Origin of the sequence: Paenibacillus polymyxa (assembly GCF_001719045.1) — a bacterium.
Lineage (GTDB): Bacteria > Bacillota > Bacilli > Paenibacillales > Paenibacillaceae > Paenibacillus > Paenibacillus polymyxa_B.
This window is the reverse complement of the sequence record NZ_CP015423.1, coordinates 3,060,243-3,076,559: the sequence shown is the minus strand read 5'-3', so window position 1 is coordinate 3,076,559 and position 16,317 is coordinate 3,060,243. Positions and strand designations below refer to the sequence as shown.

Genomic DNA, 16,317 nt, shown 5'->3' with positions numbered 1-16,317 from the left:
CTTACTTCGCCCCCTCAACAAGCGCGATGTACGACGCCGGTTGAAGACTGGCACCGCCCACGAGCGCGCCGTCGATATCGCTTTGACCCAGGTACTCAGTAACATTTTCAGGTTTTACACTGCCACCATACTGAATACGTACAGCATTTGCTGTATTTTCATCATACAGCTCTTTAATCAGACTGCGGATATAGGAAATCACTTCATTCGCGTCCTGCGAAGTGGAGGATTTGCCTGTTCCGATGGCCCAGATTGGCTCATAAGCAACAACTACTTGTGCAGCCTGATCCTTAGCCAAACCAGCAAAAGCTGCTACAGTTTGCACTTTTACAACCTCTTTGGTTTGTCCAGCTTCACGGTCTTCCAGCTTTTCGCCTACACACACGATTGGAGTCAGGCCATGACGGAATGCCGCATGAACCTTTTTGTTCACCGTTTCGTCTGTTTCATTAAAATATTCACGACGCTCGGAGTGTCCGATCACAACGTAATCTACGCCCAGATCTTTCAGCATTCCACCGCTAATTTCACCTGTAAATGCGCCATCTTCTGCAAAGTGCAGGTTTTGTGCGCCAATTTTAATAGACGTGCCTTTTACTGCTTCAACCAGAGCAGGAAGATTCGTAAATGGTGCGCAAATCACGCTTTCCACTCCTGCAACCTCCGCTTTGCCTTTGATCTCCTCGATGAAAGTTTTAGCTTCTGGTACGGTTTTAAACATCTTCCAGTTACCCGCGATAATCGGTGTTCTCAATGGTTTCAACTCCTAACTATTAGGTGCCCTAAAGCTTTATTCACGCATAGTGCGTTTATTATTTATCGTTCAGTGCAACAACACCCGGAAGTGCTTTGCCTTCCATAAATTCAAGTGATGCGCCGCCGCCAGTAGAGATGTGATCCATTTTGTCAGCCAAGTGGAATTTTTCAGCCGCAGCCGCAGAATCACCGCCACCAATGATGGTGTATGCTTCAGTAGTTGCGCAAGCTTCCGCTACTTCACGAGTACCACCAGCGAAGGGCTCGATTTCAAATACGCCCATTGGTCCGTTCCATACAACCAGTTTGGAGTTTTTGATCACATCTGCATAGATTTTACGTGTTTTCGGTCCGATATCCACGCCTTCCCAATCTGCAGGAATACCATCGATGTCCACAATGTTAGTATTCGCCGTAGCGCTGAAATCGTCAGAAATGACAATATCCACCGGAAGGTAGAATTTTTTGCCGAGCTTCTTCGCTTTTTCAATAAATCCAAGAGCTACGTCCAGTTTGGATTCATCCAGCAAAGATTGACCCACTTCATGACCTTGAGCTTTAAAAAATGTATAAGCCAAACCGCCGCCAATGATTACGTTATCTGCAATGTTCAGCAGGTTGTCGATCACGTCGATTTTGTCTTTTACTTTGGAACCGCCAATAATGGCTGTAAAAGGACGGTCTGGATTCGACAAAGCTTTACCAATAACAGACAATTCTCTTTCCATCAGCAAGCCAGAAACAGCCGGAAGAATATGAGCGATACCTTCAGTGGAAGCATGAGCACGGTGTGCTGCACCAAATGCGTCATTCACGAAAACGTCGGCCAATTCAGCAAATTGCTTTGCCAATTCAGGATCATTCTTTTCTTCTCCTGCATAAAAACGTACATTTTCAAGCAACAACACGTCGCCGTTTTGCAGTTCAGCCACTTTCGCTTTAACAGCTTCGCCTACGGATTCGTCCACTTTAACTACTGGCTTTTTCAGCAGCTCAGACAAACGTACGCCAACAGGAGTCAGACGCATGGATTCAACAACCTGACCTTTTGGACGTCCAAAGTGACTCGCCAAAATAACTTTTGCACCTTTTTCAATCAAGTAGTTAATGGTTGGCAAGGTTTCACGAATACGCTTGTCATCCGTAATTTTACCGTCCTCAACCGGAACGTTAAAATCTACACGAACAAACACCCGTTTTCCATTCAGCTCTATATCACGTACGCTCTTTTTGTTCATCTCCATATTCCTCCGCACCCTTATAATTTTACGAAACAGGAATTTAAGGCACATTTGATATATAAAGAGCGGAAACAATAACCTGTTTCCGCTCTATGATGTTGCTCAATAAAAAGGTTCTTATTTAGCCAGTTTAGCGAAGTATTCCAACGTGCGGATCAATTGTGCAGTGTAGGACATTTCATTGTCATACCAAGCTACAGTTTTCACCAGTTGTTTGTCGCCAACAGTCAGAACTTTAGTTTGAGTTGCATCAAACAAAGAACCGAAAGTGAGACCTTTGATGTCAGAAGAAACGATTTGATCTTCAGTGTATCCATAAGTTTCAGGATCGGAAGCTTCTTTCATCGCTGCGTTGATTTCTTCAGCAGTTACGTTTTTCTCCAGAACTGTTACCAGCTCAGTCAGGGAACCTGTAGGTACTGGAACACGTTGAGCCGCGCCATCCAGTTTACCTTTCAACTCAGGGATAACCAAACCGATTGCTTTAGCAGCACCAGTTGTGTTAGGAATGATGTTTTCAGCTGCTGCACGAGCACGACGGAAGTCACCTTTAGCATGTGGAGCATCCAAAGTGTTTTGGTCGCCAGTGTAAGCATGAATTGTAGTCATCAAACCTTCAACGATACCAAATTTATCTTGCAGTGTTTTAGCCATAGGAGCCAGGCAGTTAGTTGTGCAAGAAGCACCGGAGATTACAGTTTCAGTACCGTCCAGAATTTCATGGTTTACGTTGTAAACGACAGTTTTCATGTCGCCAGTAGCTGGAGCGGAGATAACAACTTTTTTAGCGCCGCCTTTCAAATGTTTCTCAGCAGCTTCTTTTGTTGTGAAGAAACCTGTGCATTCCAGAACGATGTCTACACCCAGGTCTCCCCAAGGCAGTTCTTCAGGGTTGCGGTTAGCCAAAACTTTAACTTCTTTACCATTTACTTTGAAGAAGCCGTCATGTACTTCTACTTGTCCTTGGAAATTACCTTGTGTTGTATCATATTTCAACAAATGTGCCAACATTTTGGAATCTGTCAAGTCATTGATTGCTACTACTTCAATACCTTCCACGTTTTGAATCCGGCGGAAAGCAAGGCGTCCAATACGTCCGAAACCGTTAATACCAACTTTAACTGTCATGAGTGAGTTCCTCCCAAAGTTCGTTTAGTTTAGTTTTATATATTCAAGACAGACCCGAAAGCCCGTCAAGACAACACCATTCATAAATCCATCTTAACCATTTAAGTAATGACTTACAATCTCGGCAGCAGCGCCTTCGTCGGTGACTAGAATGTCTTCTTGCCCGAAACGCAGTACCGCATGAATAGCGGCCGCCTTGCTCTTGCCTCCAGCTACGCCTAGAACCGTATCGGTACGCCTGATGTCCTCTAATCGAAGTCCAAGCGTCAGCATTCTGTGAACAACGACGCCATCTTCGTTAAAGTAGTAACCAAACGATTCGGCAACGGCCCCCTCACTGCTGATCTGGGCAAAGGTTTCGGGATCAAGTTTACGTCTATGTGCCATCGCTATGGCGTTGCCTATCCCGTGAATGATGATACGACTCTCGCGAATCAGGTTCAATATATCCTGAATATTCGTATCTTCAAGCAAGGAGTTGTAAGCATGATTGCTGAGCAAATCCGGTACATGGAGCAGACGGTATTGAGCGCCTACCTTGCGAGCCATTGTGGAAGCAATTGTGTTGGCCTGCATTTCCATGCTTTCTCCCAAACCCCCGCGTGCCGGTACAAACCACCCACCCTTAAGTGGGCCATTAGAAGGTAGTGCCAGTTGTTCCGCCACGTCGGCAATCGTCGTGCCACCTGTTACAGCGACCACATCCTCGTCGTCCATAACACTCAGCAACGCTTTTGCTCCAGCGCGCCCCAGCTCCTGCTTTGTTAACGGAGAAGCATCCGAATCCCCTGGAACGACAACCACCTTCCTCAAACCGTAGGCTTGACGAATCTGGTCCTCCAATTGGGACAGGCCGAACAAGTTGTTCGCAATCGGCTCCAGCTGTTCCAGCAGATCCAGTCCTGCTTTGCTCACCTTCATGCCTACACTCTCAATCTCAATTAGCCCTTGAGCTTTAAGAAGATCGGTTTCGGCGCGCAACACGCGCTCAGTCATGTTCAGTGAAGCTGCCAGTGTTCTGCGTCCAACAACATCGGACAGCATAATCTGATGCAGGATCGTGTACCTTTTTTTCAAAACATCCATGAGGTCGGGCAGAAGCTGCTTCTGTATTTCTAATATCTTTCGCATGCTTTCCACTCCCGCACACTTCTAAGTTCTGTCTCTAACTGCTCTATCTCTAACTGGTCTCAAAACGTCCCGGGATAACTTTTTAAGTCCCACGTATATCTTAACCAATATTTGCTCCACATGCAAGTCTATCTGAACCTATATTTCTCAACCATTTGCCTGAATATGCGCATTTAATAAAAGCTTGCAATTCACTGCTGTATATCATATAATCATCTTTGTTTCCAATTAGCTGTTTAATTAGTTAGTTGTTTGCATTGATTGAACTATGCGCCCGTGGTCCAACGGATATGACGTAGGCCTCCGGAGCCTGAGATCGAGGTTCGATTCCTCGCGGGCGCGCCATTTTAAATGAACGCATAAATGCTTCTACATAATGTTTTAACCAATAAGAGCGCTGAGGGCTCTTTTTTTTAATCATTAGTTTGACTTTCTTTGACTTTTTGTTTGAAATTGTTTATCATGTGGTTAATACGGTAACAGTTTATAAATAAGGGACGTGTAATCGGCATGTCCACCAAATCCACTAACGATATTTAAGGGAGGTTTTTTGACGTGAGCTATGTTCCTATGGTAGTAGAACAAAGTAACCGCGGCGAACGCGCCTATGACATTTATTCCAGACTGTTGAAGGATCGCATTATTTTGTTAGGCTCGGACGTCAATGACGTTGTAGCCAACTCTATTATTGCGCAAATGCTGTTTTTGGCTGCCGAAGATCCTGAAAAAGATATTCACTTGTATATTAACAGTCCTGGCGGTTCCATTACAGCTGGTATGGCCATTTTCGATACGATGCAATACATTAAACCTGACGTATCTACGATTTGCGTAGGTATGGCGGCTTCCATGGGCGCGTTCTTGCTAAATGCAGGTGCCAAAGGTAAACGTTTCGCTTTGCCAAACAGTGAAATTATGATTCACCAACCACTGGGTGGTGCACAAGGCCAGGCAACGGATATTGAAATCCGTGCACGCCGCATTCTGAAAATGCGTGACAAATTGAACCGCATTCTCGCAGATCGCACAGGCCAACCACTGGAGCGCATTGAAAAAGACACAGACCGTGACTACTTCATGTCGGCTGATGATGCCAAGGAATACGGTATTATTGATAAAGTGCTAACTAGCTCCTCTCCAGAAGGTGTATAAGAGAAGAAATTCACCTCTCGATAGTTGGTAAATGAAAAAAGCTGCCCCGGGTGTTCTTATCCGGTGGGCAGCTTTTTTGCTTTATTGTTTTTTAGGTTATAGACAATTGGACTTGTTTATTTCTACTATTCATTCTGCCCAGCAAAAGGCTTTCCGCCTTGAGGCAGCAATTGACCGAACGAATAGGTAAACTCCGGAATTCCATACGCGTATGGCGCATAATCATACAAATCAAACACGATTGTTACTCCACTGTTTGTTACATAAAAATTCTGATCTGCCGCCAGCTCTTTAAATTTCTCGAATCCTTCTCCAGCCTGAAGCGCATCGATTTTTTTCTTCAAATCAGCATTGAGGAACTTTTTGTAGTTCGGATTTGCCTTCAATACGTCAGACAATTGCAGCAGTTTACCATCAGCGAGCGAGAACGTATATCCTTTACGTACCGTCATGCCATGTGCGCCACCCGTATACGAGTAATCCTGCATAATCACACTCAGAATACCATCATTGTTATAGGAAATTGCAAAATCATTTCCGAACTCATACGGTCTTTCTGTTGTAGCCTCTCCCTCAGCCATCATCTTTTTGCCTGCTGCCAATATACCCTCTGCATGCTTTTTAAGCACATTGTTAATGGCCTGTTGAGCCTCAGGATTCAGCTGGCTGCCGCTGATTTGCGGGTACTTAATCTTGTAGGACACCTTTGCATTACTCGACGCTGGAAGTGTTTGAGACGCAATGGTGATTGGATTTAGCTGGCTTTTACTCAGCGTTACTGTTTTCTGAGCAGCATTCCATTGAGCATCTATGCCTAGATAGTCTTTCAGCAGACTCATAGGAATGTATAGCTTCCCAGCGATCTGTTTGGCATCCATACTACGTGTATTGATTCCATTGACGTTGACGTAGGCATCCGAGGAAGAAGCCATAATGTAAAGTTTATTGTACCCGCTACCTACGGTATATGTCGCTGTTTTCGCATCATAGCTTACTGGAATCCCCAGGCTGTCACGCAGTGCGGCCACCGGAATCATCGTACTCCCATTCACTTGAACACCTTTAGCGGGCAACGTTTTACCATTCCATTGGATGGTGATTCCTGGTTGCTGTGTTGTCGCTTGTTTGGTCGATGCTGCCTGGATATAGGAAACGGGAACAGCTGCGACTCCTGCTAAAATCCCTGCTACCAGCAGTGCTGAACCCCATTTTTTCGCATGCTTACTCATATTAAGTATTCCTCCTGTTATTGATCTGTATTGTGTATGTGTGATAATTACTTTTCTTATTATATCTATACCCTATTGTATGTAGTTTACAATCCGTACACTCTCCGATTTCAATATGTACACCTAATAACCCTTAGCTATGACAGACTCATTACAAAAAGGTTTCGATATACAAAAAGAGCCAGCAGGCCAGCCTACGCATGATGCAGGCCGCTTGTGGCTTCGTTTGATGATCTGTATTAGTTCATTTCGTACTGAGCCGACACCTGAACTTTCACTGTTACTTGTCCCGATTGGATCTCTGTCCCGCCACCTGCTACGTCCAAGAGCGATTTTGACATGGCATTTTCACGTTGTGTAAAGACTTGTGCTTCTCCGCCATCTACCGTCACACTCACAAGGGCACCTAAGCCGCGTTTGGCAGCTTTAGCTACAGCACTGGCTTTAGATTGTGCGCTTCCCAATGCCTTAGTAATGGCTTCCTCTTCATAAGTCGAAGGATCTTCCACGGAAAAACGTACATTATCCACGTTATTGGCTCCGGACTTGGTCGCCTCATCCAATAACTGACCGATTTTATCCAAATCGCGGTATTTGACGGAAAGTGTATGGTTGGCAGTGTAGCCTTTGAGCTTTTGCCCTTCTTTTTCGTTATAGGTGTAGTTAGGCTGTACATAAAACTGGCTGGTCTGAATGTCATCTGCGCTGATGCTCCACTTTTCTTTCAGCAGTTGTGTAACCTTGTTCAATTTTGTAGCATTGGCTTTTTGAGCAGCGGCTGCCGTATTCCCTTCTGATTGTACACCGATAGAGAGATAAGCGATATTGGGCTTCGCCAATACTTCCCCGCTTCCAGTCACATTAATTACACCGTTTACCGTCGAAGCTGTTGACGCAGCATAAGCACGATCTGCCCCTGTCCATAATCCTCCTGCTATTCCCCCTGCCATTAATGCTCCTGCGAGAACTGCCGTGGCTACTGTTTTTGTCCAAAGTCTCATTGAATTCAACCTCTTTCTTGTAAATGTTTGTACCTTCCAGACGGAAATGACGGAAAAAGGTTGCAGCCAAGCATACATATTTCCGAAACAGAGCATGACCACGGGAATTTTAATTATTTATAACTTGAACTTAATACAGTCTCTATATTCAACAAATCCACACATAGAACAGTTAACGGAGGAGCGTTCGAAGACTTTTTTCTGGATACAAAAAAAGCCCCAAAGGGGGCTTTTCACTAGAGCATACACGATATTACAAAGCAAATCTTTGTTTATTGATTTTCCAGCTCTACCTTACTAACCAGACTTACTAAAGCGTTTACAGCCTGTTCGGCGTCCGCACCTTCAGCACTAATATTGATTTCAGTACCTGTACTGATGGCAAGACTCATAATACCCATGATACTCTTGGCATTAACTTTTTTGTCTTCTTTTTCCACAAAAATCTCAGATGAATATTTATTCGCTTCCTGTACGAACAACGCAGCAGGTCTGGCGTGCAGTCCTGTTTTCAAGCGTACGACTACCGGATGTTTTGACATGTCAGCTTACCCCCTCATCAAATAAATCTGGACACTACTTACTCCATTTTATTTATCACATTATAACATTAACCCGGGACAGACACTAGAAAAAAAACTAAAAAAACCGGGGCTAAAAGCCCCATGGACACTCTTTTTACGGAATCAGGCCATTTTCGCCCCTAATTTTGTCAGCCATCTCATCAATTTTGCGAAGCCGATGATTTACACCCGATTTACTCACGACCCCTTTAAGCATTTCCCCGACTTCTTTCAAATTCAAATCGGGATGAGCGAGCCGAATTTCTGCCACTTCACGCAGTTTATCCGGCAAGGTCTCCAAACCAACTTCCCTCTCCAGCAACTTAATATTCTCAATTTGCCGGACAGCAGCTCCGATCGTCTTGTTCAAATTAGCCGTTTCACAATTGACAATGCGATTTACGGAATTGCGCATATCGCGCATAATGCGTACATCTTCAAATTTGAACAAGGCTTGATGCGCCCCAATGATGCTAAGCAGCTCAATGATCTTCTCGCCTTCCTTGATGTAGAGAATAAAACCTTTTTTTCGCTCAATACAGCGAGCATTTAGATGAAATTCATTCGCAAGATCAACGAGTGCCTGACAATGCTCCTCATACATCGAAGAAATTTCAAGGTGGTAAGACGATCCTTCAGGATTGTTGACAGAGCCACCTGCCATAAAGGCGCCCCGCAAATAGGCCCTCTTACAACAGTTTTTCCGAACGATATCCCGATTAATCCCGTCAGTGAATAAGAAACCTTCTGTAACGATATAAAGATCCTTTAGCAGTTGCTGCACACCATTGGGAATACGGACAATGTACACATTATTTTTTTTCAAGCGCATTTTTTTCCGTACAAGCAGTTCGATATGAAGTTGAAAATGCTTCTTGATCAAGGAGTAAATCCGCCTTGCAATCGCGGCATTTTCTGTGGACACGTCCAATATCACCCTTTTATTCGACAGTTGTACGGATCCGAGCATACGTATAAGTGCAGATAGTTCCGCTTTCTCACAGCAGGACTGGCTTTCAATCATCGTAAGCTCTTTTTTCGTTTGTGCCGCAAAGGACAAGGGACTCACCTCCTTCTTAATATCCAGTTTTGTACCAATTGGTAAATATGCTGGCTCAATTTGTCGGCATCATGCCGTAAATACGTGCGGAACAGAACTAATGTATCTGCCACCACTTTATATCCCCGGTCGGTCAGCTCGCCCATGTCTACTTGAACTGGCTTGGCTCCCTGCTCGGCATACATTTCCTGTACTTGGGGTGGAATTTCTCCGTTATTTACAATGACATAGTCGAAGAGATGATGCCCTACATGCTCAAAAATAGCTTGCAGGTGATCTCCTACCGTATAACCATCAGTTTCCCCAGGCTGGGTCATAACGTTACAGACAAATATTTTGATAGCGTCTGATTTTACTACAGCTTCAGCGAGTTTAGGTACAAGCAAATTTGGTAATATGCTGGTATATAGACTGCCGGGGCCAATCAAAATCGCATCGGCTTCATTAATGGCCTCTACAGCCTCAGGCAACGGCTCCACGTGAGTCGGTTCAAGAAAGACGCGTTTGATGCGTCCGCCCGCTTCCGGGATCTTGGACTCCCCGGTAATCACCGTGCCATCCTCCATCTCGGCGCTTAGCACAACGCCTTCCTCGGCTGCCGGTAGCACACGTCCCCGGACAGCAAATACACGGCTAAGCTCACGCACCGCCGTTACGAAATCTCCCGATATATCGGTCATCGCTGCTAAAATCAGATTACCCAGGCTATGGCCTGACAATCCTGATCCCGCACCGAAACGGTATTTCAGCATATCTGACATCACTGGTTCCACGTCAGCCAAGGCAGTCAGCACATTGCGAATATCCCCTGGAGGGGGCATCTGCAGCTCACTGCGCAAAATCCCGGAACTTCCGCCATCGTCAGCGACTGTAACAATAGCCGTAATATCTAGCGGCTTTTGCTTTAAGCCCCGCAGCATGACGGACAAGCCGGTTCCGCCGCCCATAACAACAATACGTGGGCGCTCCCGTTGTGATCCGGTCTCTTTCATGATTTCACCTCATTAATGCCGGTCCCGATCAGCATCCCGATGCGAAACAGAAACAGATTCTGTCTCGCTGGCACCCAGCATTTTTCCTAAATACTCCGATATTGCAACAGAACGATGCTTACCGCCAGTACAGCCAATGCCGATAATGACCTGGCTTTTGCCTTCTTTGCGATATTGCGGAATCAAAAAGTGTAACATATCCAGCAACTTGGCCAAGAATGCCTGAGTCTCGGGCCATTTCATGACATAATCATATACATCGCTATCCTGTCCCGTGTGGGGACGTAGTTGGTCCACATAGTGGGGATTAGGCAGGAAGCGCACATCGAATATAAGATCGGCATCAATGGGAATACCATACTTGAAGCCAAAAGAAGTAATGTTCACGGAAAGCATACTACTCTCCAGATGAGAAAATCGTGAAATAATCCTCGCCTTTAAGGTTGCAGGCTTCATCACACTTGTATCAATAACCTGTGTAGCTGAGCTTTTTAATTCTTCCAACATCTTGCGCTCCAACCGAATCCCATCCAAAGGCATGCCGTCTGGAGCCAACGGATGACGTCTACGGCTTTCCTTATACCGCTGTACGAGAACGCCATCATTCGCATTTAAGAATAAAATTTCACAATGAATCGTAAAATGATCTTTAATATAATTCAAAGATTCCGACAAGGCAGTGAAAAATTCTCGTCCGCGTAAATCAATTACGAGTGCCACCTTGCCTATTTTACCGTTCGACTGCTCAATCAACTCGGCAAATTTGGGAATCAGTACAGGGGGCAAATTATCAACGCAGAAGAAGCCCAAGTCTTCCAGGCTCTGAACCGCAATGGTCTTCCCTGCGCCTGACATCCCCGTAATAATAATGAGCGTTGCCCACGGCGCAGCATTTTTTAGGTTGTCTGTCATATGGACTTCCCTCTCCTTTTGCTTCTTCGCTCTATACCAGTACCCGTATTATCAATAACCTGTGAATCAGGAGCGTAGCAGCAACCCTGCAGCCCCTACGATACCTGCGTCATTGCCTAACACCGCTGGTACGATATATACACCCTTTTGAAGCGGTTCAGGTGCCAGTTTGGCGTATACGCGACGCATCTCTTCAAATAAAAAGTCGCCTGCTTTAGAAACACCGCCGCCTATAATAAACAACTCTGGATTAAGCACAGCGGCAACCGCTGCCATGGATTTCCCCAAATAAAAGGCAGCCCGGTTCACGATACGCAGCGCGACTTCATCTCCAGCTTTAGCAGCATCAAATACTTCCTTGGCAGCAATTTGATCTTCCAGCGCCAGAGAGGTCCGGTCGCCACGTTCCACAGCGTCCTTGGCCATACGAATGATGCCTGTTGCGGAAGATACAGTTTCCAAGCAACCCATTTTGCCGCATCCACACTGAATAGCCTCCAGATCAGGTACGACACTGATATGGCCAATTTCTCCGGCCATGCCCGAAGAACCCTGGTATATTTTACCGTTTATAATAATACCGCCACCTACGCCTGTTCCCAGGGTATAGCATACGCAGTTTTCTATGCCTTTGCCTGCACCAGCCCAAGCCTCACCCAGCGCAGCAACATTCGCATCGTTGTCTATTTTCACAGGCTTGCCAATCCGGTTCTCTAGGAGCGCACGGATCGGTACGTCACGAAAGCCAATATTAGGAGCGAGGACAATAATACCATCACGAACATTCGTAAAACCTGCAACGCCTGCACCGACACCCTTTAGTTGATCCCACTCATAAGGAGATTGCTCAACAATATGCCGCACATATTTTTCGATATTACCGATGACAACGTCTACACCTTTATCGGTTTCGGTTGGTCCCTCATATGTGTGCAAAAGCTGTCCGTTTTCATTACAAATGCCGACTTTAATCGCGGTACCGCCCAAATCGACACCTACATAGATACTTTCAGACATGTTCCAAGCCACCTTTGTGTTTACTTAAAAACCTGGTATGAAATATACGATTACAATTCCTACTTCATAAGAGTATTCCTACGTTCCAACTATAATTGAAGCCCCCGTTACGGTCAAGGACACTTCCTTGTTGAAAAGTGTACGATTAGCGGAACTTTTAACCTCATGCACCCATAAAAAGGAGAAAGCCTGTGCAAACGCAGCAGGCTTTCTCTTCCTGAACAAAAGATACGGCATAACAGAGGCTTCCTTCGCTCTCCCGTTAGCCTTTTTGTGTACTATAGTCACTCTTTTATTGATCCAGTGTTTCGCTCCAGTCGTGAACAGCACTGCCTTCGAGATACTTCTCGCAGTCCATAGCCGCCATACAGCCCGTTCCCGCAGCCGTAATAGCTTGCCGGTAACGGTTATCCTGTACATCCCCACAGGCAAAAACTCCGGGGATATTCGTTTCTGTTGTGCCTGGCTTCACTACAATATAGCCGTGTTCATCGGTATGGATTTGTCCGTTCAGGAAACCTGTGTTCGGTGTATGCCCGATGGCTACGAATACGCCATCGACCTCAATCAGCTCATCCTGATTGGTCTCATTATTGTGTACCTTCAAACCCTTTAAGCCAGCTTCTCCCGTCACAACTTCCAGAGGAGTCCGGTTTAATGCCCAATGTACTTTTTCGTTCTCACGCGCGCGATCTTGCATAATTTTGGACGCCCGCAACTCATCGCGACGATGGACCAAGGTTACACTGGAAGCAAAACGGGTCAAGAAGCTCGCTTCCTCCATGGCTGAATCGCCACCGCCAACCACGACAATCTTTTTCCCGCGGAAAAAGAAGCCATCGCAAGTTGCGCACGTGCTGACTCCGCGACCTACATTGTCTTGCTCACCCGGGATGCCTAGATATTTGGCGGACGCACCTGTAGCAATAATGACCGACTCCGCCTCAATGATGCCTTTACCCTCTACCTTCACTTTAAAAGGACGTTTGCTGAAATCCACTTCCTCAACCCAACCGGAGGTAAATTCAGCGCCAAAACGTTCAGCCTGCTTGCGCATATTATCCATCAGTTCAGGCCCGAGGATACCTTGCTCAAAACCCGGGAAATTTTCAATTTCGGTCGTTGTAGTAAGCTGCCCACCGGGCTGCATCCCTTCAATGATCAGCGGATTCATGTTAGCGCGTGCCAAATAAATAGCGGCTGTGTAGCCTGCAGGACCTGTACCAATAATTATGGATTTATACATACGTTTGTTGCCTCCTTTAAGTGATGTTTGGAGCAGGTCTCAGACCTGCTTTTTAAACGTGGAGAGCGGTTGCTTCAGCTTCTGTTTGATACCACACACGCTGTCAATCTGGCGTGCATAGCGGCTTACGGTCGATACGGAAATACCATAACGATCGGCTACTTCCTGATAGGTGACTGAATGATGATGCATTTTAGCTGTCAAATATTCCAGCGCCGCTGCCCATCCCTCAGTATGCTGAACCATCGGAACTTCCGGGGCAAGCCGATCCAAATACTCCAGCCAAAGCGATCTCAAATCGTGCTGCATGGCCGGATCTGATGGCTTGCTCATGACGGTCAGTACCTTATCCAGCACTGCCTGCCATTGTGGATCGACCGGGGAAGCAGATACACCACCTTCAATTGTATGCGGATCGTTCTCAACCTCCAACTGATCAGAATGTTCCGTTTCCGGGTACATTTTCTGCTCACCCTGCTCCACCAGCTCTTGCAATACTTGCAAGGCACGGCGTTTCAGTTCATCCTCCTGGTCCGGGTCTTCTACGAAGGACTCCAGTGCCTGACGCACCTCATCATCACCGATCAAGCTTAACGCCTGAATGACCTGAAGCTGAGTCGCCCGATCCCCGTGGCGCAAGGCCCAGAAGAAGGATGACCGGATTAGCGGGTCCTTCTTCATACTGTCAGGCACCTGGTCAGCACCAAACTTCTCCCACATGCGGAATTGCTCCTCAAACGGGAGATGATAATGATAGCTGAGCACTTGCAGCGGTGTACCCTCCTGCTGGAGTTCCTCCAGTCGGGACAGGAAAAACCGCGGAACTTCCGAGGAAGCATCCTGTTTTTGCAAATGACTCCACAACCGCCGAGCTTCCGCATATCTTCCGGTATTGCTAGCAGCTACCGCCGTGTAATGGTACAAAGAAGCATCCGCATTGTTCTCTTCATCGCCATGAAGCAACCTGCGGAAATGTCTGTAGGCCTCCTCATGGCGTCCGAGAATCCCCATAGTGGTCGCCAGCTTGAATACCTGCTCCTCCTGAAACGGTATAGTAACCGCCAAAGTCTGCACCAGACGATCCAATTCCGGGCCGCCGCCCTCGTGCTGATAAAAGATCGCCAAGTTGCACAATGCGTGTAAATTACCCGGCTCATCTTCCAGCACTTGAATAATGGTAGCCTTAGCATTTTGGAACAATCCCATGTAGTAATACGCCAGCGCCAGATTATTCCGCGCAGCGAACATATCCGGTTGTTCCTCTGAAATTTGCTTGAGCAACTGGGCTGCCTGAGCAAATTTCCCCTCCTCCAGCAGGACACGAGCCTGATCATGCTCTACTACTCCCTGCCGGGCCTTAATGCGGTTCAGCTTCGTTGGACGGTCCAGCTCATAATAGAGCAGCTCCATCATTTCCTCCGCTTCATCAAGAAACTGGCCTTCTTCGTCCTCCTCCAGGTACGTGACCAATGCTTTCTCCGCTTCTTCAAACTGCTCCATATTAGCGTAATTATTCGCCATATAGAAATAACACTCTGTCATCGACGAGTCTACGTCACTCAGAACAGAGGACAGGATCTCATTCGAACCTGCATAATCCCCCATCTCTGATAATATACCCGCCATATTGCAATGATTCACCGGATTATCCGGTTCATATTCAACGGCTTTGCGAAAATATTTCAATGCCTTGTCATAATGATTGCGATCAAGCGAGCGCACAGCTTTCTCAAAAAAGAAAGATGCGTCGAAACGCAAAGCAATAATTTTAGGGCTAGGTTCCGATACTCGCAGATGTTTCCCTTTCATAAATAACAAAGGCACCTCCTTTAAAAGTAACTGGCATGTTCATACCCTTCAGTATACCACAACTTCAAAACGACTTGACAGTCGATCCTGCCTCATTCCAAAAATCGGATACACTCTTGTATACCTATAGATATGTATATAAGAATACGCTAAATAGCCGAGCGCTTTTTCCCTGTAGAAATAGAGAGCGTTCGGCTAACCACTGGAAATGATACTTAGCCCAATAAACGTAATAATTAAAGCATCAGCGGCACCAGCGAGCGCTCGCGATGCTGAAATACGGCAAGCTCGCGATAGCCGACTTCATATAGAAGCGCGCGTGCCTTCTCCAAGTGCTCGGACAGCTTCGCCGGATCATGAGCATCCGATCCTACGGTCAGCGGGATGCCTAGCGAAAAAGCTTCTTCCAGCATGCGGCGGCTCGGGAACATCTCGGCACAGGGCTTCGAAAGCCCTGATGCATTCAGTTCCATCGCCCGACCGCTACGGGCAACGGCTGAAATTGCGGCACGCTCCAGTTCACGCAGCTCCTCCATTTCCTCCGGCCTCGGATGATAGCCGAAGCGCTTAATGACATCCAAATGACCCATGATGTCATACAAACCGGTAGCTGCTGCCTTGGAAATCGCATCATAATACATGCGGTACACCTCAAGCACATTTTTGCCTTCCCAATGGTGTACCTGACGGAAGTCCGTGACATCCCATTCACCGAGAAAGTGGACGGAACCAATCACATAATCCCAGGGATACGCGGTGATGATGTCTTCGATTTCTCGTTCCCAGCCCTCGATGTAGTCGCCTTCCAAGCCAACACGAATATCAATTTGCCCTTTAAAACGTTCCTTCAGTTCCAAACATTCTTCCACGTATCGGGGCAGCTCCTCCATAGGCATTGCCATTTCCGGGTAATAGTCAGCCGGTTTTACATGCAGTAGTGGCATGTGATCGGACAAGCCGAGCTGATCCAGCCCTAGCCGAATTCCCTGCTGTACATACTCTTCCAGACTCCCTATGGCATGCCCGCAGCGGGCGTGATGCGTATGATAGTCAATTTTCATGCGACCCTCCCCCTTTCAA

Annotated in this window: 15 protein-coding genes and 1 tRNA gene; 2 read left to right on the top strand and 14 right to left on the bottom strand. The window is 46.5% G+C overall.

From position 1 onward, the window contains the following. Window position 1: 1 nt before the first annotated feature. The 4 genes from tpiA to AOU00_RS13755 form a co-directional block, all read right to left on the bottom strand. Window positions 2–754 carry a triose-phosphate isomerase gene (gene tpiA / locus AOU00_RS13770; protein WP_013308264.1) on the bottom strand — a complete coding sequence of 251 codons (753 nt, stop codon included), beginning with the start codon at window positions 752–754 and terminating at the stop codon, window positions 2–4. Window positions 755–812: 58 nt separating this feature from the next. Then, window positions 813–1,994, bottom strand: a complete 1,182-nt coding sequence (locus tag AOU00_RS13765) for a phosphoglycerate kinase (RefSeq protein ID WP_061830216.1) — start codon at window positions 1,992–1,994, stop codon at window positions 813–815. Window positions 1,995–2,114: 120 nt separating this feature from the next. Then, the gene (gene gap / locus AOU00_RS13760) at window positions 2,115–3,125 is read right to left on the bottom strand and encodes a type I glyceraldehyde-3-phosphate dehydrogenase (RefSeq protein WP_023986488.1); all 1,011 of its coding nucleotides are present in this window, start codon (window positions 3,123–3,125) and stop codon (window positions 2,115–2,117) included. Between the two features lie 93 nt (window positions 3,126–3,218). Then, on the bottom strand, window positions 3,219–4,256 hold the full coding sequence (locus AOU00_RS13755; RefSeq protein ID WP_013308261.1) for a sugar-binding transcriptional regulator: 1,038 nt from the start codon (window positions 4,254–4,256) through the stop codon (window positions 3,219–3,221). A 270-nt stretch (window positions 4,257–4,526) separates the two neighbouring features. On the opposite strand from AOU00_RS13755, the gene AOU00_RS13750 reads away from it, so the two are divergent. After that, window positions 4,527–4,601 (top strand) — tRNA-Arg (locus AOU00_RS13750). A 210-nt stretch (window positions 4,602–4,811) separates the two neighbouring features. Further along, window positions 4,812–5,408 carry an ATP-dependent Clp endopeptidase proteolytic subunit ClpP gene (gene clpP, locus AOU00_RS13745; RefSeq protein ID WP_013368815.1) on the top strand — a complete coding sequence of 199 codons (597 nt, stop codon included), beginning with the start codon at window positions 4,812–4,814 and terminating at the stop codon, window positions 5,406–5,408. Window positions 5,409–5,533: 125 nt separating this feature from the next. On the opposite strand, the gene AOU00_RS13740 is transcribed toward clpP, so the two are convergent. The 10 genes from AOU00_RS13740 to hisJ form a co-directional block, all read right to left on the bottom strand. Beyond that, window positions 5,534–6,637, bottom strand: coding sequence for a PdaC/SigV domain-containing protein (locus AOU00_RS13740; protein WP_069290805.1), 1,104 nt, complete (start codon window positions 6,635–6,637; stop codon window positions 5,534–5,536). Between the two features lie 239 nt (window positions 6,638–6,876). Continuing rightward, window positions 6,877–7,638, bottom strand: coding sequence for an SIMPL domain-containing protein (locus tag AOU00_RS13735; protein WP_061830213.1), 762 nt, complete (start codon window positions 7,636–7,638; stop codon window positions 6,877–6,879). A 272-nt stretch (window positions 7,639–7,910) separates the two neighbouring features. Then, entirely contained in the window at window positions 7,911–8,180 is a 270-nt protein-coding gene (locus AOU00_RS13730; protein WP_013368811.1) for an HPr family phosphocarrier protein, read from the bottom strand. Window positions 8,181–8,316: 136 nt separating this feature from the next. Further along, entirely contained in the window at window positions 8,317–9,261 is a 945-nt protein-coding gene (whiA, locus tag AOU00_RS13725) for a DNA-binding protein WhiA (RefSeq protein WP_061830212.1), read from the bottom strand. A gap of 5 nt (window positions 9,262–9,266) precedes the next feature. Beyond that, window positions 9,267–10,253, bottom strand: a complete 987-nt coding sequence (locus AOU00_RS13720) for a gluconeogenesis factor YvcK family protein (RefSeq protein WP_023986485.1) — start codon at window positions 10,251–10,253, stop codon at window positions 9,267–9,269. A gap of 12 nt (window positions 10,254–10,265) precedes the next feature. Further along, window positions 10,266–11,165, bottom strand: coding sequence for an RNase adapter RapZ (rapZ, locus tag AOU00_RS13715; protein WP_069290804.1), 900 nt, complete (start codon window positions 11,163–11,165; stop codon window positions 10,266–10,268). A gap of 66 nt (window positions 11,166–11,231) precedes the next feature. Then, window positions 11,232–12,182, bottom strand: a complete 951-nt coding sequence (locus AOU00_RS13710) for an ROK family glucokinase (RefSeq protein ID WP_013308253.1) — start codon at window positions 12,180–12,182, stop codon at window positions 11,232–11,234. A 292-nt stretch (window positions 12,183–12,474) separates the two neighbouring features. After that, window positions 12,475–13,428, bottom strand: coding sequence for a thioredoxin-disulfide reductase (gene trxB / locus AOU00_RS13705; protein ID WP_013308252.1), 954 nt, complete (start codon window positions 13,426–13,428; stop codon window positions 12,475–12,477). Between the two features lie 39 nt (window positions 13,429–13,467). Then, window positions 13,468–15,237 carry a tetratricopeptide repeat protein gene (locus AOU00_RS13700; protein ID WP_069290803.1) on the bottom strand — a complete coding sequence of 590 codons (1,770 nt, stop codon included), beginning with the start codon at window positions 15,235–15,237 and terminating at the stop codon, window positions 13,468–13,470. A gap of 236 nt (window positions 15,238–15,473) precedes the next feature. Next, window positions 15,474–16,298, bottom strand: coding sequence for a histidinol-phosphatase HisJ (hisJ, locus tag AOU00_RS13695; RefSeq protein ID WP_069290802.1), 825 nt, complete (start codon window positions 16,296–16,298; stop codon window positions 15,474–15,476). Window positions 16,299–16,317: the final 19 nt, after the last annotated feature.

Excerpts from the sequence above, each read along its gene's own strand:
- rapZ (WP_069290804.1), bottom strand. The coding sequence starts at position 11,165 with ATGACAGACAACCTAAAAAATGCTGCGCCGTGGGCAACGCTCATTATT.
- AOU00_RS13755 (WP_013308261.1), bottom strand. The coding sequence starts at position 4,256 with ATGCGAAAGATATTAGAAATACAGAAGCAGCTTCTGCCCGACCTCATG.
- AOU00_RS13765 (WP_061830216.1), bottom strand. The coding sequence starts at position 1,994 with ATGAACAAAAAGAGCGTACGTGATATAGAGCTGAATGGAAAACGGGTG.
- trxB (WP_013308252.1), bottom strand. The coding sequence starts at position 13,428 with ATGTATAAATCCATAATTATTGGTACAGGTCCTGCAGGCTACACAGCC.
- AOU00_RS13720 (WP_023986485.1), bottom strand. The coding sequence starts at position 10,253 with ATGAAAGAGACCGGATCACAACGGGAGCGCCCACGTATTGTTGTTATG.
- AOU00_RS13710 (WP_013308253.1), bottom strand. The coding sequence starts at position 12,182 with ATGTCTGAAAGTATCTATGTAGGTGTCGATTTGGGCGGTACCGCGATT.
- AOU00_RS13730 (WP_013368811.1), bottom strand. The coding sequence starts at position 8,180 with ATGTCAAAACATCCGGTAGTCGTACGCTTGAAAACAGGACTGCACGCC.
- AOU00_RS13700 (WP_069290803.1), bottom strand. The coding sequence starts at position 15,237 with ATGAAAGGGAAACATCTGCGAGTATCGGAACCTAGCCCTAAAATTATT.
- AOU00_RS13735 (WP_061830213.1), bottom strand. The coding sequence starts at position 7,638 with ATGAGACTTTGGACAAAAACAGTAGCCACGGCAGTTCTCGCAGGAGCA.
- AOU00_RS13740 (WP_069290805.1), bottom strand. The coding sequence starts at position 6,637 with ATGAGTAAGCATGCGAAAAAATGGGGTTCAGCACTGCTGGTAGCAGGG.
- hisJ (WP_069290802.1), bottom strand. The coding sequence starts at position 16,298 with ATGAAAATTGACTATCATACGCATCACGCCCGCTGCGGGCATGCCATA.
- gap (WP_023986488.1), bottom strand. The coding sequence starts at position 3,125 with ATGACAGTTAAAGTTGGTATTAACGGTTTCGGACGTATTGGACGCCTT.